The organism is Microcoleus sp. Pol11C2, assembly GCF_036701505.1.
Lineage (GTDB): Bacteria > Cyanobacteriota > Cyanobacteriia > Cyanobacteriales > Microcoleaceae > Microcoleus.
Window position 1 is genome coordinate 63,774 of sequence record NZ_JAUBQX010000014.1, and the last position, 19,977, is coordinate 83,750.

At 46.5% G+C, this 19,977-nt stretch carries 21 protein-coding genes; 15 read left to right on the forward strand and 6 right to left on the reverse strand.

Going from position 1 to position 19,977, the window contains the following annotated elements; genetic code table 11:
- Positions 1 to 218 precede the first annotated feature (218 nt).
- Both QUA42_RS10995 and QUA42_RS11000 read left to right on the forward strand, forming a co-directional pair.
- Positions 219 to 362, forward strand: a complete 144-nt coding sequence (locus QUA42_RS10995; RefSeq protein ID WP_333039792.1) for a hypothetical protein — start codon at positions 219 to 221, stop codon at positions 360 to 362.
- Between the two features lie 541 nt (positions 363 to 903).
- A complete protein-coding gene (locus tag QUA42_RS11000) occupies positions 904 to 2,658 on the forward strand; it encodes a CapA family protein (RefSeq protein ID WP_333137325.1) in 1,755 nt (584 codons plus the stop codon).
- Positions 2,659 to 2,825: 167 nt separating this feature from the next.
- Here the strand turns inward: QUA42_RS11000 and QUA42_RS11005 are convergent, their stop codons facing one another.
- Both QUA42_RS11005 and QUA42_RS11010 read right to left on the reverse strand, forming a co-directional pair.
- Positions 2,826 to 3,917 (reverse strand): PfkB family carbohydrate kinase, encoded by a 1,092-nt coding sequence (locus QUA42_RS11005; RefSeq protein ID WP_333137326.1) that lies wholly within the window; start codon positions 3,915 to 3,917, stop codon positions 2,826 to 2,828.
- A 286-nt stretch (positions 3,918 to 4,203) separates the two neighbouring features.
- Complete coding sequence (locus tag QUA42_RS11010; RefSeq protein WP_333069606.1) at positions 4,204 to 4,755, reverse strand: response regulator; 552 nt, start codon at positions 4,753 to 4,755, stop codon at positions 4,204 to 4,206.
- A 198-nt stretch (positions 4,756 to 4,953) separates the two neighbouring features.
- Here QUA42_RS11010 and lipA point away from each other — a divergent pair, with 198 nt between their 5' ends.
- A complete protein-coding gene (lipA, locus tag QUA42_RS11015) occupies positions 4,954 to 5,910 on the forward strand; it encodes a lipoyl synthase (protein WP_333137327.1) in 957 nt (318 codons plus the stop codon).
- 168 nt (positions 5,911 to 6,078) lie between these two features.
- Positions 6,079 to 6,183, forward strand: coding sequence for a photosystem I protein PsaX (gene psaX / locus QUA42_RS11020; RefSeq protein ID WP_333137367.1), 105 nt, complete (start codon positions 6,079 to 6,081; stop codon positions 6,181 to 6,183).
- Positions 6,184 to 6,441: 258 nt separating this feature from the next.
- Here psaX and QUA42_RS11025 read toward each other — a convergent pair whose 3' ends face one another.
- Positions 6,442 to 6,801, reverse strand: a complete 360-nt coding sequence (locus QUA42_RS11025; protein ID WP_333137328.1) for a hypothetical protein — start codon at positions 6,799 to 6,801, stop codon at positions 6,442 to 6,444.
- Positions 6,802 to 6,878: 77 nt separating this feature from the next.
- Between QUA42_RS11025 and QUA42_RS11030 the strand changes: the two genes are divergently transcribed.
- Entirely contained in the window at positions 6,879 to 7,469 is a 591-nt protein-coding gene (locus tag QUA42_RS11030; protein ID WP_333137329.1) for a DJ-1/PfpI family protein, read from the forward strand.
- 143 nt (positions 7,470 to 7,612) lie between these two features.
- Here the strand turns inward: QUA42_RS11030 and QUA42_RS11035 are convergent, their stop codons facing one another.
- Positions 7,613 to 8,503: a sugar ABC transporter permease gene (locus QUA42_RS11035; protein WP_333137330.1), complete on the reverse strand. Its 891-nt coding sequence runs from the start codon at positions 8,501 to 8,503 to the stop codon at positions 7,613 to 7,615.
- A gap of 59 nt (positions 8,504 to 8,562) precedes the next feature.
- Here QUA42_RS11035 and QUA42_RS11040 point away from each other — a divergent pair, with 59 nt between their 5' ends.
- The 3 genes from QUA42_RS11040 to QUA42_RS11050 all read left to right on the forward strand — a co-directional run bounded on the left by QUA42_RS11040 (position 8,563) and on the right by QUA42_RS11050 (position 11,043).
- Positions 8,563 to 9,138 (forward strand): GNAT family protein, encoded by a 576-nt coding sequence (locus tag QUA42_RS11040; RefSeq protein WP_333137331.1) that lies wholly within the window; start codon positions 8,563 to 8,565, stop codon positions 9,136 to 9,138.
- Between the two features lie 131 nt (positions 9,139 to 9,269).
- Positions 9,270 to 9,941: a phosphoribosylglycinamide formyltransferase gene (gene purN, locus QUA42_RS11045; protein ID WP_333137332.1), complete on the forward strand. Its 672-nt coding sequence runs from the start codon at positions 9,270 to 9,272 to the stop codon at positions 9,939 to 9,941.
- Positions 9,934 to 11,043, forward strand: a complete 1,110-nt coding sequence (locus QUA42_RS11050) for a class I SAM-dependent methyltransferase (protein ID WP_333137333.1) — start codon at positions 9,934 to 9,936, stop codon at positions 11,041 to 11,043. The genes purN and QUA42_RS11050 overlap by 8 nt, the downstream gene beginning before the upstream one ends.
- 330 nt (positions 11,044 to 11,373) lie before the next feature.
- Here the strand turns inward: QUA42_RS11050 and rlmN are convergent, their stop codons facing one another.
- Positions 11,374 to 12,483 carry a 23S rRNA (adenine(2503)-C(2))-methyltransferase RlmN gene (rlmN, locus tag QUA42_RS11055; RefSeq protein ID WP_333137334.1) on the reverse strand — a complete coding sequence of 370 codons (1,110 nt, stop codon included), beginning with the start codon at positions 12,481 to 12,483 and terminating at the stop codon, positions 11,374 to 11,376.
- A 346-nt stretch (positions 12,484 to 12,829) separates the two neighbouring features.
- On the opposite strand from rlmN, the gene lgt reads away from it, so the two are divergent.
- The 4 genes from lgt (at position 12,830) to QUA42_RS11075 (ending at position 16,202) form a co-directional block, all read left to right on the forward strand.
- On the forward strand, positions 12,830 to 13,723 hold the full coding sequence (gene lgt / locus QUA42_RS11060) for a prolipoprotein diacylglyceryl transferase (protein WP_333137335.1): 894 nt from the start codon (positions 12,830 to 12,832) through the stop codon (positions 13,721 to 13,723).
- A gap of 120 nt (positions 13,724 to 13,843) precedes the next feature.
- Positions 13,844 to 14,671: a precorrin-4 C(11)-methyltransferase gene (cobM, locus tag QUA42_RS11065; protein WP_333137336.1), complete on the forward strand. Its 828-nt coding sequence runs from the start codon at positions 13,844 to 13,846 to the stop codon at positions 14,669 to 14,671.
- Between the two features lie 59 nt (positions 14,672 to 14,730).
- Positions 14,731 to 15,567, forward strand: coding sequence for a dienelactone hydrolase family protein (locus QUA42_RS11070; protein ID WP_333137337.1), 837 nt, complete (start codon positions 14,731 to 14,733; stop codon positions 15,565 to 15,567).
- Between the two features lie 152 nt (positions 15,568 to 15,719).
- Positions 15,720 to 16,202, forward strand: a complete 483-nt coding sequence (locus QUA42_RS11075; protein WP_333039820.1) for a flavin reductase family protein — start codon at positions 15,720 to 15,722, stop codon at positions 16,200 to 16,202.
- Positions 16,203 to 16,315: 113 nt separating this feature from the next.
- Here the strand turns inward: QUA42_RS11075 and QUA42_RS11080 are convergent, their stop codons facing one another.
- Positions 16,316 to 16,894 (reverse strand): pyroglutamyl-peptidase I family protein, encoded by a 579-nt coding sequence (locus QUA42_RS11080; RefSeq protein WP_445301305.1) that lies wholly within the window; start codon positions 16,892 to 16,894, stop codon positions 16,316 to 16,318.
- On the opposite strand from QUA42_RS11080, the gene hisH reads away from it, so the two are divergent.
- From hisH to glmM, 3 genes are all read left to right on the forward strand, one after another.
- Positions 16,884 to 17,519: an imidazole glycerol phosphate synthase subunit HisH gene (gene hisH / locus QUA42_RS11085; RefSeq protein ID WP_333069630.1), complete on the forward strand. Its 636-nt coding sequence runs from the start codon at positions 16,884 to 16,886 to the stop codon at positions 17,517 to 17,519. The genes QUA42_RS11080 and hisH overlap by 11 nt on opposite strands.
- Before the next feature lie 107 nt (positions 17,520 to 17,626).
- Positions 17,627 to 18,169 (forward strand): 16S rRNA (guanine(966)-N(2))-methyltransferase RsmD, encoded by a 543-nt coding sequence (gene rsmD / locus QUA42_RS11090; RefSeq protein ID WP_333137369.1) that lies wholly within the window; start codon positions 17,627 to 17,629, stop codon positions 18,167 to 18,169.
- A gap of 256 nt (positions 18,170 to 18,425) precedes the next feature.
- Positions 18,426 to 19,886, forward strand: coding sequence for a phosphoglucosamine mutase (gene glmM / locus QUA42_RS11095; protein WP_333137338.1), 1,461 nt, complete (start codon positions 18,426 to 18,428; stop codon positions 19,884 to 19,886).
- Positions 19,887 to 19,977: the final 91 nt, after the last annotated feature.

Consider the following 19,977-nt stretch of genomic DNA (forward strand, 5'->3'; position numbering starts at 1 on the left):
GACTCAATCCGGGTTTTGAGAGGCAACGCCGCATGACGAGCTTTAGTTTAACCTTGAGTTAGCTCGATCCTAGCTGCTATGGGCTTAACTAACTTACAAATAGCACCAGACTAGCGAAAAACCCTGGTTTGAGAGGGCACCGAGCCAGATCTTATAAGCACAATTGTGTCATTGACGTGCAACTCCTTTAAATAATTAGTTTAAAATGAACAACTACATTGGCGGCCGCGACTTTAGCAGCGGCATCCCGAAAGTTGATTGCAGCTAATCTCACCTACGTGCAGTGTGCAGTGCAGGCCCCGCAGCGCAGCACTGCGGGGGCGCTAGCAGACGATTTTGGCTCGCCGTCGATTTCTCACTAATAGCGTGGCATGACCAAGAGTTTAACAAGCTTCCGAGCCTGCGGGTCGATCGTTATTGTCTGAATTTGGGCCCAAGTGGGACAGGGGGATTGGCACTGGAAACGAGAAACCTGGTTTTTTCGTTAATTCTTCCCTGCTAAACCGCATATTTTCAGTACATTCAAGGACGCACTCTGGAGATCGTAAACCAGTTTTATTTACCAAAAATGCTGTAAGAAAGAGAGCGCTGATTTGACAGATGTTAATTTGAAGGGGGCAATTATGCCGGATAGAAGTGTTTGGGCGATCGGCTAAGATAACCGTTAGGAAATATTGTATTCAGCTAGCCAGCGCCAAAAATCATACTATCTTGTAAAAGTAGGGTCGGATTTAGTTAGGAGCTATAGTGACAGCGAGTAGACCGTTTCACGCAGGCGTCCTATGCCAACGTTTTGTTTATTTCTACCCACTTATTTAAGTTAAATCAATGGGTATTTAATGCTGTGCCGCCAAATTTGATATAAGATCGAGCTAAATTTCTAGTGTGAGAGTAGAGGCGTTTGTGAGCCAACAAGATATTTTAAATTTAGCAAAAGAAGGCGATGCCAGGGCGATCGCATTTCTGATCGGCCAAGCACTCCAAAGCTTCGGCGTCACGGCTAAAGCCAGCCGCGAAAATGACACCCTGCACCTGCTGCTGGAAGCAGAACATTTACCCGCAGAAGAAGCCTGTCTCCGAGTCGCAGTCAAAGGGTTGCAGCGGCTGCAACCAAATAACCTTTACTCAGTGACAGTTTACGGGCGGCGCGACGGCGAGCAATTGCCCGCTTGGACTCAGACGGTAGAATTAAAAAAACGCTTGACTTCCGAACCCGTGAGTGCATTAGTTGCCGTGAATGCCGCAGTAGCTGCGAGTGCAGCAGTAGCCGCTAGTGTAGCCACTTCTCCCATTCCTGTAACTTTGCCCAAGCTAGAAAAACCTCAAAATGTCACAACTGCGCCCCCTCCAACACCAGAACAATCTCCGCCCCAACCCCCTAAAATCCCCACTCCAAAACCCCCAAATCAAAGCCAGCAAAAGCAATCACCCCAGCCAGAGTTAGCCCGCACTAAAACTAAAAAATCTGGGCTGTCACTCGGTGCTCTGAGTCTAATTCTCGTGCCGATATCCGGCTTTGTTTTGGCTTCTCAACTTTACAAATCCTCAACCACCGCTACTAATAACCCTCTAACGTCAAAGCCTGCGGTACAAGAAGTGAGCTCCACACCAGCACCAGCAGCCCCAGCCAAACCCCTTCCCGATCCAAAATCGCCCTCCCCTGCTGCCAAAAAACCTGCCATTGTGCCGGCAACTGTCAGTATCAAAGCAGTTGGCGACATGGTTCCCGGTACAAATTATCCCTACAACAAACTGCCGGCAAAAAAAGAGATGTTATTAGAGTCGGTAAAACCGTACCTCAAAGGAGCTGATATTCTGTTTGGCAATTTTGAAAGCACGATGACCGATTATCCTTACAGTTCCAAAGCAGGCGGCGGACGAATGCTGATTGCCTTTCGGACGCCTCCGAGTTATGCCAAAATCTTCAAAGATGTTGGTTTTGATATTTTGAGTATTGCCAACAATCACTCTTACGATTTTCACGAGCAGGGATTTAATGACACGATTAAAAACATCGACAGCAATGGCATGAAGGCTGTTGGTAAAAGAGATCAAATTGTTTATAAAAATGTCAAGGGCGTGAATTTTGCCTTTATCGGTTTCAGCAACTACGGCGACGTTCACAATTCTTTGCTGGAACTGAAAGCAGGCTCAGAAGTTGTCAAAAAAGCTAAGGAAAAAGCTGATATTGTAGTGATATCAGTTCATGCTGGATCTGAAGGAACGGGAGCTCAGAATGTGAGAAATAAAACTGAGTTCTTTTACGGAGAAAACCGGGGAAATATGGTTTTGTTTTCGCGGACGATGATTGATGCGGGAGCAGATTTGATTTTGGGACATGGCCCGCACGTTCCCAGAGCTATGGAACTTTATAAAGGGAAATTGGTTGCTTATTCGCTGGGCAATTTTTTGGGTTATCGCACTTTGTCCTCAGCAGGAGCACTCGGTAAATCTCTAATTTTGGATGTGAAAATGACTCCGCAAGGGGATTTTGTTTCTGGTAAGATTATCCCCGTCCAACTTGACGGGCGAGGTGTGCCGGCTGTTGATAACAATTTTAGGACTGTGGGGTTGATTGACCGTTTGACAAAGAGCGATTTTCCCAATAGCGGTTTGACAATTGATGACAAGGGACAAATTTTGAAAAAGAGTAAGTAGTTATTGGGAATTGGGAATTTTAACTGGTTCCCAGGCTCTTCCTGGGAACCGATATCCAGAGGCTCGGCCTCGAAAAGCGATCGGGAAAATTGGAGGCTGAGCCTCCGGATCTGCGTTCCCAAAAAGAGCTTGGGAACAAGTAATAATCAATCACCCATTACAACTGATTAGTGATCAATCATCGTTTTCAAAGCTTCTTTCATTTCGTCTGCTGTCGTCGTTGCCGTACCGAACTGACGCACGACAATACTAGCCGCCAAATTGCCCAAAACTGCCGCTTCCCAACCAGATGCACCGACGCACAAAGCTAAAGTCATTGCTGCTACAACTGTATCTCCAGCACCGGTTACGTCGAATACATCAGTCTTGTTAAAAGGGGGAATGTCCCAACTTTGAATGGCAAATTCCCCCTTTTCACAAATGGATGTTGGAGAGGGTGAATTTTTGATTTCTTCGCCGTTCGCCCTTTCAAACAAAGTCATCCCTTCTTCGCCGCGAGTAATCAGAATTTTTTGAGCTTGAGTTAAGTTCAACAAATCCCGTCCTGCTTGCATTAAAGTTTGAGGGTTTTTGATAGCAAATCCGACGGCTTGCTCGGCTTCGGGCAAGTTGGGAGTAAATAACATTGCTCCAGAATATCGCTGCAAATTGGTTTGAGCGTCTACTATTGTTTTGCCGGGAACCACTGCCGATTCGATCGCCAAATTCGTCCAAACTCCGTCGCCGTAGTCGGAACAAACCACTGCATCTACTGTCGGTATTTGCTGCCGGATGTAGTCTGCCAGTTGCAACTGCAAATCTAAATCCGGCAACTCGTCCGATTTGCGATCGACTCGGACAATTTGCTGAGTCACTGACTGCCGCGCGTGCCCGGAAATTCGAGTTTTGGTGACTGTTGGACGCTGCGAATCGATTAAAATCCCACCCGTATCAATTCCCGCCGCCTCAAAAATACCGCACAAAGCCTTTCCCTGGTCGTCTTTTCCCACCAAACCAGCAACTTTTACTTTGCCTCCCAGTTTGGCTAAATTATAGACCGCATTTGCGCCACCTCCGGGTACTTGCTGAGTATTTTCGTAGCGCAAAATCAACACAGGTGCTTCGCGGGAAATTCGCTCTACTTGTCCGGTAAGAAACTCGTCCAAGGTCAAATCTCCGATCGCTAATACCTGCGCTCGATCGAAGCAGTCTAATCTTTTCAATAATTGCTCTGTTGAGGCACGCAGTTGAGGCAAAAAATCGGAATAGTCGTTAGTCATTAACCAAAAAAATGAGACTGAGGAGTTAATAATTGAGTGTGGAACGAGCGGGAATTAAAAATCCTAATATTAATTAATAATTAATTTCCTCCCTTGTTTTATTTTTAACTTTTAATTGATTTTCTCACTGGGATTTTGAGAAACCAGTTGCAGGCTATTGGCGATCGCACTCGCTCAAACAATTTGGCAAAAAAATGCAGATAAAATCGCAGCCTTTGAGACTCAACTGAAAGTTGCACGGTGTGGAAGTTTCCTTCTACATAAGTGCCTTCAAAAAACAGCAGAATTATTTCAATTTCTGCTTGATGATGGTAATCACCTGAGTCATTTGTTTTTTGAGTGCATCAATTTCCGCTTGCATTTTCGCCATTTTCGCAGTCATCGCCTGAATTTCGGCGGCGCCCCCTCCAGAAGTGGGTGCAGCGGCGGCGGCTGGGGCTTCCGGCACTGGTTTCTTTTTGGCCAGTACCATCGCCGATTTGATTGCCTCGGTTAGCTGCTTCTTCTCAAACGGTTTGGCGATGAATGCAAAAAAATGCTTCTCAAAGGGTTTCGGAATTTTTTCCATCACCTCTTCTTCGCGGCCCGACATGATCACCAAAGGTATCTTAGAAAGCTCAGGATGGGCTTGCACTTTTTGATACACTTCCCAACCGCTGACTTTGGGCAGTAGGAAATCTAACATAATTAGATTTGGCCGGGCTTGACGGATCAGTTTGAGTCCCTCTTCGCCGTCTTTTGCTTCTAGAACTTCAAAGTTACCCTGAGGCAACATCTCTCGGACTCGGACGCGGATGACTTTACTGTCATCGATTACCAAGATTTTTTGACCAGCCACGACTGACTCCTTCAGTAATGAATGAGTGATGATTTGCAACCTTCAGTATATCCCTAACAGAATTCTACCCATAATTCTGGGCGAGTTTAGTTTTGTTGCACCTCGGCGCGCTCCTGATTTCGGGTGATACTCCTACAAGTTCAGGGGCTTTGATTTCGGATACGATCGAAGGAATTAACTCAATCGCCACTTAATTTTATGTCGCCCCAAACTCCTAAAACTCCTACTGTCAAAGCAGTTGCCGCCCAAATGCGGGGTGAAATCGAGGCGATGCCGGAATGGTTGCGTAGACCAGTTGGCAAAGCTAGCGAACTTTCCCAAGTGCAAAAAATTATCAAACAGCGGCAAATTCACACGATTTGTGAGGAGGGGAGATGCCCCAACCGGGGCGAGTGCTACGCGCAAAAAACGGCGACTTTTTTGTTGATGGGGCCGACTTGCACCCGCGCTTGTGCTTTTTGTCAAGTAGATAAAGGTCATTCTCCGATGCCGCTAGACCCGGAGGAACCGAAAAAGGTGGCCGAGGCTGTGCATTTGTTGGGTTTGCGCTATGCGGTGCTGACTTCGGTGGCGAGGGATGATTTGCCGGATGGGGGTGCGGGTTGGTTTGCCAGGACGATCGCCCAAATCCGCCTCTTAAACCCGGATACTGAAGTTGAGGTGCTGACGCCGGATTTTTGGGGGGGAATGGGGAGGAGTTCAGAGGGGGAGAATTCAGGGATCGATGAGTTGCAGCGAGAGCGGATTCGGACGGTGGTGGAGGCTAAACCGGCTTGTTACAACCACAATATTGAGACGGTGCGTCGCTTGCAAGGGCCGGTGCGGAGGGGGGCGAAGTACGATCGCTCGATCGATGTTCTGCATATTGTTAAGCAATATGACCCAACTATTCCCACCAAATCCGGTTTGATGTTGGGACACGGGGAAACCGAAGCCGAGATACTCGAAGCGATGACAGATTTGCGGGATGCCAAGTGCGATCGGCTCACCCTCGGTCAATACATGAGACCATCTCTAGATCACCTCCCAGTGCGTAAATACTGGACGCCAGCCGAATTTGACCGTTTCGGGTCGATCGCCCGGGAGATGGGGTTTGAGCGCGTGCGATCGGGGCCTCTCGTCCGCAGTTCCTACCACGCCGGAGAGAGCGATTGAAACTAATTTGAATTCCACTCGGTATAAACTCCTTGTTACAAAAAATAACTCTAGAGGATTGTGCATAAGTGCGACGCTCTCTGCTATTTGTAAATAGAGTGACATTATGAATTAGGAGCTTTACCTATGCCAGAGATAGCGAAGAACCAATTAAAATCCGACTCCGTGATGAAAACGGGCAAATTCCCTTACACATTTCGCGCAGGCTGGTTTCTCTTGCTGTTAGCAATCAATTTTGTGGTTGCAGGCTTTTATTTCCATATCATTGAATAGTTCTGCAACTTAACTTTTAGCAGACCCTGCTGTTCTCGACCTCAACGTCGGAGAATGGGAGAGATGGAGAGGGGGACAGTTTGGAGTTTGGAGTTGGCGAGAATATGACTTCATTCTTCTAACTAATGACTACTGACTTTTTCCCTCTTCCTTCTGACTCCTGACTTCCGACTTTTGCTCAATAATTAATCCCTGTATCCGTGTCAAAATCCGTGTCGTGCCTTCCTTCTTCCCTCTTTCTTCTAACTAATGACTTCTCTAGCGATTTCTGGACGATTCTAGCTTTGACAACCGCTCTTGAATTTTGATAACATCTTGCTTAGTTTCAATTGCCAAAGTTGCTAAATTATCAAACATCGGGTCTCCCGACAGCATTCTAGCATTTGTCCGACCAGAACCGGAAGGAGACGGAGACCTGTTAACTCGAGAACCTTGATTCTGCAAACTGTAGATTTGTCCTCTGAGTTCAGAAATTTGACGTTCTAATTGAATAATGCGAAATTCTAATTGAGTTGTGGATTGAGCGGGCGTAAAAATTGGCGAAACAGCAATTGCTAAGGCACAAGCCAGACACAAAACACAGAGTTTCAGGGCGCGATGGCGAATAATTTTCGGCATAGCTTTAATGATTTAAATTATACCAGTTCTACGATAACAAATCGCCGATATTTTGGTCTCTATCAGAAGTATGTCTTATGGCAACTAGGAACGTAGCTATTTTAATGTTCGATGATGTCGAGGTACTGGACTTTGCAGGCCCTTTTGAAGTGTTTTCGGTGACATCAGAATTAAGTAAGGGCGATCGACCTTTTGCAGTCTCTACCGTAGCGGAACATCCCGGTGCTGTCAACGCCCGCAACGGTTTGAGTGTAAATCCCGACTGCACCATTTCCGATTGTCCGCCACCGGATATTTTAATTGTACCGGGAGGACAAGGTACGAGAAAGTTAATCGATAATTCAGCAGTTATTAATTGGATAAAAGATTGTGCGCCAACAGCAGAATTAGTGCTTTCTGTCTGTACGGGTTCACTGCTTTTGGCAAAAGCTGGTTTGTTGGAAGGTTTGGAAGCAACTACACACCATCAAGTATTGGGTTTATTGAAAGAATTAGCTCCCAACACAACTATTATCGAAAATCAGCGATTTGTAGATAACGGCAAAATCATCACTTCTGGGGGAATTGCTGCGGGAATTGATATGTCTTTGCACGTTGTCGGCAAACTTTTGGGTACAGCACAAGCTGAACAAACTGCAGAACACATGGAATATAAAATTGGGAATTAGTAATGGAGCATTGGGCATGGTTAATTGTATAATTTGTGCGTATGGGCGGGTTTTACCAACCATAATTGCCTAAAACAAACAATCTCGTAAACCCGCCCCGCCCATACACGAACCACACACGAAGGATGCTACCGGACGTGATATCAAGCATCTTCGCCCCAAACTTTTAGTTGTAAATAAACTAATAGCAAAGCTACAGCCATCAGGAAAGTTGCCGCTGCGGCTGCATAGCCAAAATCAAATTGTGAAAAAGCTTGCTCGTAAATATAATAAACTAGCAAATTAGTAGAGTTCAAAGGGCCGCCGCCGGTGATGACGTAAACTTGCTCGAAACTCCGCAGAGTAAAAATAGCAGTAGTGACGGTAGCAAATACTAAAGTCGGCCGCAAACCGGGTAAAGTGATGTACAAAAATTGCTGCCAAGCATTAGCTCCATCCAATTCTGCAGCTTCGTAACGATTTACCGGAATTGCTTGCAATCCTGCTAAAAATACTACCATATTAAAGCCTAATTGTTTCCAAACACTGAGCAGAATTATCACTGGCATTGCCCAAACTGTGCTGCTAAGCCAAGGAATTGGATTTAAGCCGATCGCACTTAGGGCATTATTCACCGGGCCGTCAGTTTGAAACAACCACCGCCAACCCAAGCCCACTGCAACTAAAGAGGTAATCGAAGGAATGAAATAAGCGGTGCGGAGAGCTCCTCGCCAAGCAAACGAGCGATTTAGCAAAACTGCTAAGCCCAGTGGAATCACTAAACTGGGAATGACTGTTGCAGTAGTAAAATAGAGCGTATTTTGGATAATTTGCCAGAAATCCGGGTTTGTGACTAGACGCCAGTAGTTGTTGAAGCCAATCCAACGCACTCCCGACTGGGTAAAGCTGCCGCTGGTAAAGCTGAGGTAAAATAAATAGGCGATCGGCCAAATCAAAAAAGTACCCAGAAACAGCAAAGCTGGGGCCAGAAAAGTCCAAGCTGCGATCGCATCATTATCCAACCAGTTAAAACGCCCAAATTTAATCCGAACCATTGGCTTGTAAATTTTAGCTTTTAGTTTTAAATGGTATCACAATATAGGTCAATGTCAAAATGAACCTTCTCGATATATTAGCTCATTTACCCACTATAGAAACTGAAAGGCTCCTACTCCGAAAAATTACTTTAAACGATGCGAGCGATATGTTTGAGTATGCCTCAAACCCCGAAGTATCACAATACACAATGTGGTCAACCCACACCTCGATCGAAGACACTAAATACTTTCTCAAGTCACTTACAAAAATGTACAAAAGACGAGAGCTTGTAGATTGGGGAATTGTCCACAAAGTCGAGAAAAAGTTTATCGGGACTTGCGGATTTGTGGAATGGAGCATGACGCACAGCCGCGCGGAAATTGGCTACGCACTCTCTAGGAGCTATTGGGGCGAAGGATACATGAGCGAGGCTGTCAATGCAGTTATTGAATTCGGCTTTCGGGAGATGTTGCTGAATCGAATAATGGCTCGATGTGAAGTTAACAATATTGCTTCCGCTCGGGTAATGGAAAAAGTGGGGATGCAATTGGAAGGGGTATTGCGACAGCACCTATTTGTGAAAGACAGATATTGGGATATAAAACTTTATTCGATTCTCAGGGAAGAGTTTTTTGAGAATATTGTAGAATAGGAGTGAATCAGTCGGTCAGCGAAAAAAAATAATATACTTAGGACTTACGCAATATCTCCATGTAGAGTGCGCCGAAGCACGCCTTACCCTTTACCTGTATTGTAGAATACGAGTGAATAGTTTTTATCTTTATGACCGCTAATCCAGTATCTGTTAATTCCAATGCCTGCCTGATTTCTCCTGAGATTGGCAAAAGTGCGATCGATCCGGCCCATCCTCCATTAAAATTAGGAGTTTTAGCATCAGGAAGCGGCAGCAACTTCGAGGTAATTGCCCAAGCCATCCAAAATCAACAACTCAACGCTAAAATCCCAGTATTAATTTACAACAACCCCGAAGCAAAAGCCGCCGCCCGAGCAGAAAAATACGGCATTCCCTCGATTCTGCTCAATCACCGCGACTGCAAAAGCCGCGAAGAATTAGATACAAAAATTGTCAAAACTTTTCAAGAATATGATGTAGAATGGGTCGTGATGGCGGGTTGGATGCGAATTGTTACCAAAGTTTTGTTTGATGCTTTTCCCGATCGCGTTATTAACATTCACCCCAGCTTACTGCCGAGTTTCCCAGGAATTCGCGCCGTCGAGCAAGCACTGGCTGCCAAGGTTAAAATCACCGGATGTACGGTGCATATCGCCCGTTTAGAAGTAGACAGCGGGCCGATTTTAATGCAGGCTGCGGTGCCAGTATTGCCGGATGATACCGCAGAAACCTTGCACGCTCGAATTCAGGTGCAAGAGCACAAGATTATGCTCGGTGCGCTCGCACTTATTGCCGAATCTAATCGAAAATATTGTGACTAAAAACCTCACCAGTGCTGCATCTATCCCCGAATTGCCAGTCAGCGCATCACCCGAAACAGACCCGCCGCTGACAGACTCGAATCGCCTGAAATTAATTCTCAAAGAAAGGCTCAAAAGGAGCATCGGCCTCAAGGGAGAATTCTATCTGCCTTGCTTGCCATCGATGCTAGACGACTATCTTAAATTACTCTCAGACTTCTTAAACATTCTCGGACAAAACATCGACGCTGCCCAAGCCGAAAACTTGCGAACATTAATCGCCAACGCCTTAGCAGAAGGATTCAAAAATTCCCCCCACGCTAATCTAATAGTCTCCTATTTTCCCGCCAATTCCCAAAGCGGTTTAGCCGGTGGCATTACTCTGAATACCAAGATTCAAGTCGAATCAATGGCGCAGAAATATCATAGCTGGCCGGATATTCGCCCCGAACCTTTATTCGGCAGCCATCCCGATGCCAAAGTCATCGCCATTGCTGCCGAATTAGGCGAACCGGGAAAAGCACCTATTTTAGATGTCGGTGCGGGCCCAGGGCGCAATAGTTTGCCTTTAGCAAGGTTAGGCCATTCCGTGGATGCGATCGAACTAACACCGATATTTGCCGAGAAACTATCAGCAGCAGCCACCGCCGAAAACTTGCCGATAAATGTCACCCAAGGCGACGTTTTAGATCCATTATTGAGGATGAAAACTTATCGGTACAAATTAGCCATTGCTACCGAAGTTCTCTCTCATTTCCGCTACCCCGAACAAATTCGTCTTTTCCTCGGCAAAATGTCCGATGCCGTTTTAAGCGGCGGGTTTATCTTATTCAGTGCTTTCTTAGCTGTAGATGGGTACGAACCCGATGAAATGGCAAAACAAATGTCTGAATTGTGTTGGTCTTATCTGATTACCAGACAAGAATTGCAAGCCGCAATAGAGGGTTTGCCGTTAGAAATTATTTCTGATGAATCTGTGATTGAATACGAACAAAAACATTTGCCTGACTCGGCTTGGCCGCCGACACCTTGGTTTGTGAGTTGGGCTAGCGGGCGCGATTTATTTTCTGTGCAACAAACACCGCCGTTAGAGTTGCGGTGGATACTTGTTAAACGCTTGTAAGCTGTCGCGCATTTAAATTGTATACTCAGGGCGGGCGAGACGCCCACCCCACAAGACTTTGATTTTTTTGGACAGACAATTTAAAGGCAGAACACCTTAAAGAGTTTAGTATGGTGCGTCACAAAGTAGTTTATAGATGATTGATAAAATAACGCGGTCTAACTCACCTCTTGCACCATTCTCAAGAACAGGCAAGATGCCTGTTCCACAAAGATGGAGTTTTCTTGTGGGGTGGGCATCCTGCCCGCCCGCAAAAGGCTAATTGAGAATGGTGCAACATCTCAGGTATAAAGCACCCTACGACAAATTTTAGCGGTTAAAAATCCAATCCTAAACCTCGGATGCCCGCAATTGTCCGCAGGCTGCATCTGCTTCTAAGCCGCGAGAATACCGCACGCTAACTGCAATTTTCTTTTCCTTCAAAGTCGCAACGAAACTGTTAATTCGATTGGGAGTCGGTCGCTTGTATTCAGCTTCCTGAATCGGATTGTAAGGAATCAAATTGACGTGACACTGAAAACCGCGCAAGTGAGTTGCTAACTCGGCTGCGTGTTCCGGCAAGTCATTCACACCTGCTAAAAGTACGTATTCAAAACTTAATCTGCGTCCAGTCGATCGCACATATTCCCGACATTCTGCAATTAACTCACCCAAAGGATAAGGGCGGGCGCTAGGAATTAACTCTTCACGCAATCTTTGATTGGAAGCGTGGAGGCTGACGGCGAGGGTAACTTGCAGTTGATGTTCGGCTAGTTGGCTGATGCGATTGCGAATTCCTACTGTGGAAATCGTGATATTTCGCTGTCCAATTCCTACGTCTTGATTCAAACACTTGACAGCAGCTACAACATTATCGAAATTCAGCAGGGGTTCGCCCATTCCCATAAATACGATGTGGCTGACTCTGCGGCCGAAATCTTGCTGTACAGTCAAGACTTGATCGACGATTTCGTGTTTTTCTAAATTGCGCTTGAAACCGCCTTTTCCGGTAGCGCAAAAGTCGCAGCCCATCGCGCAGCCAACTTGGGCTGAGACGCACACAGTCAGCCGTTTTTCTGTGGGAATGCCGACTGTTTCAATGATTTGACCGTCTGCCAATTTTAAGAGATACTTTACCGTGGCGTCGGGTGCGACCGATCGATAGTGAATGGTCGATCGCCCGATCGGAATTTTAGCAACAGTCTCGCGCCACTGTTTCGAGAATACAGAAATGTCAGAGATCGATCGCGCGCCTCTCTCATAAATCCATTGGTACAACTGCTTCCCGCGATAAGCAGGTTGCCCATTTTGCTGCACCCACTCCGTTAACTCAGCTAAACTCGCCCCCAGCAAGGGCGGAATTTTACCCGACTCAACAGCCAAAGCAGCAGTCTTGCGAGACTGATTCGCGCCCTTGGAATTACCAGAAGAGTACACCTGAGAAACGGAAGTAGGAGACATAGGTCATCAGAAAATTTAAAGCCACCCTCTATATTAAAACTTCTAGACCAAAGCTGCCGTTAATCCTCCAAAAGGTGAAGTCTCCATCCCCCTAAATCCCTCTTAATCTGGGAGACTTTAAGAATAATCCGGTTCCCCTCTTTAAAAAAGGGGGTTAGGGGTCTCTTATTGTGGACTCACAAAGAAAACTCAAGACCGAAATCAGCAGCATCAAGAATCCAGTTAATTTTTGGTAAAATTCCCCAAATATTGCGTGTAAATGACCACAGCCCCCTAAAATAAACTCTGGAGTTTGTTAAAGGGTATGCAAATTTGACAGCTTTCCATCACAATTAATGCAACTTTTATGGTGCTAAATATTCTTGCGTTGCCCTTAGCGTTTCAATTTACATCGCCGGGCCCAATTATCTTTCAACTTGGCCCCGTAGCCATTCGCTGGTACGGGCTGTTGATAGCTTCTGCCGTCTTGATTGGGGTGAGTCTGTCCCAATACTTGGCCCAAAAACGCCGCGTTAACCCGGAATTGCTGGGCGATTTGGCAATTTGGCTGGTTCTGGGCGCTATTCCCTGTGCTCGAATTTATTACGTGGCTTTCGAGTGGCAGCAATACGCCCAGAGGCCTGAAGATATTATTGCGATTTGGAAAGGCGGAATTGCCATTCACGGGGCGATTTTGGGTGGCACGATCGCAGCTTTAATTTTTGCGAAAATTCAGCGAGTTTCTTTTTGGCAATTGGCAGATTTAATCGCGCCTTCGGCAATTCTCGGTCAGGCGATCGGACGCTGGGGAAATTTCTTTAACTCGGAAGCTTTTGGCAGTCCTACGGATTTGCCTTGGAAACTCTATATTCCGCCAAACAGCCGCCCGCCCGCCTACGCTAATTTTGAATACTTCCACCCCACATTTCTCTACGAATCCCTGTGGAATTTGACAGTATTTGGGTTGCTTTTAACTTTATTTTTCCGCGATTTGCAGGGCCAAATTCGCTTAAAAACTGGTGCTTTGTTTTTAGTTTATATCGCAGCTTACAGTTCTGGTAGAGTCTGGATTGAAGGGTTGCGAACTGATAGTTTGATGTTCGGGCCGCTGCGGACGGCGCAAATGGTAAGCTTGACTGGGATCGTTTTAGGGTTGGGCGGGTTGGCTTGGCTTTATTTGCTCGATCGACCTTTACCCGATGTTGTCTCCCCCAATAGCGATCGGGCAAAGATCGCTCCGAAATTGCCAGAGGATCAATAAAAAACCCCAGAGAGGTTAGTCTCTAGGGTTCAAAACCAGGGTGCATCTACCATCTCTTACTTCCAACTAAAATAGGTACATCCGGAAGCGTTCATAAATTTAGCAAATTTTTTAGCAGCCATGAGTTTGACAGAGATTGAAGCCCTAATTCCAAGGGTATACATTGTAGGTGCAGGCCCGGGAGATCCGGATTTGTTGACTGTTAAGGCTCAAAAATTACTGGCTGCGGCTGATGTCATATTATTTGCTGATTCCCTAGTCCCAGAGCAAATTTTGCATGGGGTGCGCGCGGATGCTGAAGTGATCCAAACTGCGGATAAGACCCTCGAAGAGATTGTACCTTTGATGGTGGAACGAGTGCGCGACGGAAAAAGCGTCGTCCGCCTCCATTCGGGCGATCCCTGTCTCTACGGGGCTGTCGGCGAACAAATGCAAGCTTTGGCTTCCGAGGGGATTGCTTTTGAGGTAATCCCGGGAATTAGCGCTTTCCAACTTGCGGCGGCTAAACTTAAAATTGAGTTGACAGTTCCGGGAGTTGTGCAGACAATTATTTTGACGCGAATTAGCGGCAGAACAGAAGTACCGGAACGCGAAGAATTGGCGAGTTTAGCGGCTCATCAAGCGAGTTTGTGCCTGTATTTGAGTGCCCGCCATGTCGAACAAGCTCAAGCTAAATTGATGGAACATTACCCATCGGATTTGCCTGTAGCGATTTGTTATCGGTTGGGCTGGCCAGATGAAAAAATTGTGCTAGTTTCCCTTGACAAAATGGCCGTTGCTACGCGCGAAAATAATTTGCTCAGAACGACAATGTATGTGATTAGTCCGGCGTTGGGAAAATCAGCAGAAGGGCGATCGCGCTTGTACCATCCAGAGCACGATCGGCTTTTTAAACCATCGAAGGAAGAAGGAAGAAGGAAGAGGGAAGAAGGAGCAATTATGAAATAACCAATTACCAATTCCCAATTCTCAATTCCCCAATCTAAAATCTAAAATCTAAAATCGCCATGACTGATTTAACTCGCAGACAATTTATCACTGTCACCGCATTAAGCGCCGGATTTGCCTTAGCAGTTCATCCTATTGCGGCTGCCGTTATCAATACCGATGCTGCTGGTTTAGTTGCAGGTGAGGTAAAAATTCCTGTAAAAGACGGCTCAATTCCAGCATACAGAGCCATGCCAGCCAGCGGCAGCAATTTTCCAGTAATTTTAGTAATTCAAGAAATCTTCGGAGTTCACGCGCACCTTCAAGATATTTGCCGCCGTTTGGCCAAATTAGGTTATTTAGCGATCGCCCCAGAAATGTTTGCCCGTCAAGGTGATGTTTCTAAACTCACCGAGGTTCAAGAAATTATTAGTAAAGTTGTCTCGAAAGTTCCTGACGCTCAAGTTATGTCTGATTTAGATGCTACCGTAGAGTGGGCACAAAAGTCAGGAAAAGGCAATACTAATAAGTTGGGAATTACAGGATTTTGCTGGGGTGGCAGAATTGTTTGGCTGTACTCTTCCCACAACCCCAAAGTCACAGCGGGAGTTGCTTGGTACGGGCGCGTGGTTGGCAATTCTACGGATTTAACTCCCAAACAGCCGATCGACATTGCAGGCAGTTTGAAAGTGCCCGTATTGGGGCTTTACGGGGGCAAAGACCAGTCAATTCCCAACGATACAGTCGAGAAAATGCAGGAAGTTCTCAAAACTGGCAGCAGCGGTTCCGAAATTGTGCTTTATCCAGATGCGCCGCACGGTTTTAACGCCGACTATCGCCCCACTTACCGGGAAAAAGAAGCTAAGGAGGCTTGGAAACGGATGCAAGATTGGTTTAAAAAGTATGGAGTTTCATAATAGTTGTGAGTTGTTATTTTTGACTTAAAACAGGTGTCAAGTTTGGGATTGAAAAAGTCAATATTAGCGAATAGCCCTTAAGACAGGTGGGTTTGTGGGCCCGACATTGGTAAACTGAGCGGTGTAGAATTATCGATCGAACAGGTAAGCCCGTGCTAGACGAACAAGCTAAAAAGACCATCTTGCGGAAAATCCCTCACGGATTGTACATCTGCGGTGTCAAAGACGGGGAGGAAGTCAACGGTTTCACCGCTAGCTGGGTGATGCAATCTTCCTTTACCCCTCCGTTAGTTGTCAACTGCGTCAAGCAAGACTCCAAATCCCACGCCATGATCAAAGCTAGCGGTGTCTTTGCTTTGAGTTTCCTAGAAGCAGAACAGAAAGACTTAGCCCAGAAATTCTTCAAGCAGCAGCGCCGCGTTGGCAATAAATTTGAGGATGTAGAATTTTATCCCGGCGCGGAAACTGGTTGTCCGATTATCTCGGATTCTCTGGGTTACGTCGAGTGCAAAGTTGTCGGTGCTGTGGAACACGGGGATCACACGGTTTATGTGGGAGAAGTTGTGGCTGCAGGCGTCCACCGAGAAGGCAATCCGTTGCTGCTAGAAAGCACGGGTTGGAATTACGGCGGCTAAAGACTTGGCAGTTGGCAGTTGTTAGTAAAAAAAACTAACGCTGAGAAACCCGGTTTCTTTAAAAGTCCGGGTTTCTGAATACTAAACACATTTTTAAGTTGAATTAGAGCCACCTATTTATTACTTGCGAGAGTTAGGCGTCGCATAACTAATAAAAAATCGGCGACAATTCTGTCAGCGTTGTCGGAAGTTAAAATTGGTACGTGGACGAAAATACATTGAGCGGCTATTTCAAAATCGCAAATATGTTTTAAAACCGCATAATATAGGGCTTCGCATACAAATTTTCCGGCTTCGTGACTGATTTCTGTGGCAGCTAAATCAGCGACCAGCGGTTCGAGATTAACTGCGGTTTTCCGAATGTCGCGATCGCAACAAGCGCAAGATTCTACGGTTAATTTTTGCCGGCTTTCGGCCATGCCACAGCAGATAATAGTGTCGGGTTGGAGTTGGTTGATTTTGGCGATAGCCAAATTCGGTGCTAGCTGAAAATCTACTGGCAGTTTCCTCAAAAAAGTCAGGGAATCAGGCAAAGATTTGATTTGGGAAATCTTGGCTAATAAGTCGTCCGAAGAGTTGGATTGCTGATGGGGAAGCCAAGTATCAAATGAGGTTAGCAGGATTTTCGCCGTCATATTTGTGCAATAATACTGATATTGATAATATAAGGCAAGTAAGTCAATGTCTGTCATTGCAGTAGTAGACTATGACATGGGCAATCTGCACTCAGTCTGTAAAGGCTTGGAAAATGTGGGTGCAGTGCCAAAAATTACAGATTCTCCTGCTATAATCGAGCAGGCTGATGCGGTGGTTTTGCCGGGAGTTGGTTCGTTTGACCCGGCAATGCAGAATTTAAGATCGCGCAATTTGATAGAACCGATAAAAAGGGCGATCGCCTCGCGAAAACCTTTTTTAGGCATTTGTTTGGGTATGCAAATTCTGTTGGAAAGTTCCGAAGAAGGTGTAGAACCGGGATTGGGCGTTATTGCGGGAAAAGTGCGCCGATTTCGCTCGGAACCGGGTTTGACAATTCCCCACATGGGATGGAATCAATTGCAATTTACTCAGCAGAATTGCCCGCTGTGGCAAAATTTACCGTCCGATCCTTGGGTTTATTTCGTGCATTCTTATTATGTCGATCCAGTTGATTGGGAAGTGCGATCGGCAATGGTGAGTCACGGCAGTCAAAACGTGACGGCGGCTATAGCTAAAGATAATCTGATGGCAGTGCAATTTCACCCGGAAAAGTCTTCGAGTACAGGATTGCAAATGCTGTCAAATTTTGTCAGTCTGGTGAGGGAAAAAGTACCTGCTTAGGTGGCATGAATATTGAAAAACCCGGTAGATTGCCGAAACCGGGTTTGACATTTTTAAAAGTCTTCTTCCTTCTTTCTTCTTCCTTCTTTCTTCTTCCTTCTTCCGAAATGAGCCTGAGAATCTGTGGCAACCGCCAAATCAAAACTCTGCCGGGACTCGCCACTCGCCCTACACCTTCGCGAGTCAGAGAAGCTTTATTTAATATTTGGCAAGGGACGATCGCAGATTGCAGATGGCTTGACATTTGTACCGGCAGCGGTTCGATGGGTGCAGAAGCTTTGTGTCGGCAAGCGGCGAGTGTCACTGGCATCGAACAGTCGGCGAAAGCTTGTGCGATTATCCGCGAAAACTGGGAGCAAGTAGCAGACTCGTCCCAAATATTCCAAATACTGCGGGGAAACGCGACGGCGAAATTGGCGACATTAGCGGGGCAGCAGTTCGATCGCATTTACTTCGATCCGCCCTACGCCAGCGACTTGTACGAACCTGTGTTAAACACGATCGCCAGCCAAGAAATGCTAGCACCAAACGGGGAAATCGCGATCGAACACAGCCCGGAGCGATCGGCACAAGCGATTTCCGGCCTAGAAATTTGCCGCCAGAAAATATACGGCAATACAGCATTAACCTTCTACACACGCAGTTGCTGACAGGCTCAAACAGCAGCAGCGTCACTACTCGACGCAGAAAGAAACCGGGTTTCATGGCGTTGGCGCGCCCGGGACTAAAAGTTTTTCCCTTGGGTACAATACAAATTTTTCCGATGAAGTTAAGCTTTGTGCGTAGGTTGTCACAGCAAGTTGCTTGAGCAATGGACGAAATAAATGGAGTTTACGCTGAAAATAAAGACTTTCAGTTGTAACATGAACCCAAAGTGTGAGTGTGAATATTCCTAAAGGAGTGAATATGGTTCAGACACCTTCGCGCCCTCGTGGCAGCGAGTTTCCGGCTGTTAACTCGGTACAGCCAGCCAAACTGGATACGATTCTGCTGGGAAATAGCCTCTCCCTGCCAAATACCAAACTCTTCGGCACAGACGGCATTCGCGGGAAAGTTGGAGAATTGCTGAATGCACCCCTAGCCCTGCAAGTGGGCTTCTGGGCTGGGCAAGTTCTACGCCAACATTCCCCCAACCAGGGGCCTGTGATTTTGGGGCAAGACAGCAGGAATTCCAGCGATATGCTGGCAATGGCACTGTCAGCGGGTTTGACGGCCGCCGGTTTAGAAGTGTGGAATTTGGGATTGTGTCCCACTCCCTGCGTTGCTTATCTGGCAAGCGTTTCGGAGTCGGTCGGCGGAGTGATGATTTCGGCTTCTCACAATCCCCCAGAAGACAACGGCATTAAGTTTTTCGACTCAAACGGCTCCAAGCTGTCGCAGCAGTTGCAGGAACAAATCGAAGCGGGAATCCGGGGGGCAAAGGTTCCGGTTGCTAGCTTGGCTTGGGGACACCACTACCATCGGTCTGAGTTGGTTAAAGATTATGCCACTTCGCTCTGTGATTCGCTGCAACAGATGAATTTGGAGGGAATGCGGATAGTTTTGGATTTGGCTTGGGGGGCTGCTGCGGGTTTGGGGCCGGCGGTGTTCGCGCAAATGGGGGCGGAGGTTATCTGTTTGCACGACTCTCCTGATGGATCTCGTATTAATGTTAACTGCGGTTCTACTCATCTCGACAGTTTGCAAGCGGCTGTTTTGGAACACAATGCCGATTTTGGATTTGCTTTTGACGGCGATGCCGATCGAGTTTTGTGTGTTGACAACCAAGGTCGAACGATTGACGGCGATTACATTCTTTATCTGTGGGGCCGGCAGTTGCGCGACTCGGAACAGTTACCGTCCAATTTAATTATTTCTACTGTAATGGCTAACCTGGGCTTTGAGCGAGCTTGGGAAGAATTGGGGGGCAAACTAACTAGAACCAACGTCGGAGATCAGTACGTTCACGCTGAAATGCAGCGCACTGGTGCGATGTTGGGCGGCGAACAGTCAGGACACATTCTTTGTCCGCATTATGGTGTCAGCGGCGACGGTTTGCTGACAGCTTTGCATTTGGCTTCGCTGGTGCGCCAGTCCGGGCAATCTTTGGCACAATTGGTAAGTGGCAGTTTCCAAACTTATCCGCAGTTGCTGCGAAATATTCGGGTGGAGGATCGCGAAAAACGCCTGAAATGGCAGGAGTGCGAGGCAATGCAAAGTGCGATCGAACGTGCTACAACAGCAATGGGCGAACAGGGACGGGTTTTGGTTCGCGCTTCTGGCACTGAACCGCTAATTCGAGTTATGGTGGAAGCTGCCAGCGCCGAATTAGCTAATTTCTGGACTGAAAATTTAGTTTTAGCCGTTCAGCAACACATAGCTCTCTGATGGAAATGGGGACTTGCTAAAAGTTGTGAATTTTGAGTGTTGAGTTTTGAGTTGAAATCCTTTAATTCAAAATTCAGAAATCAAAATTTAT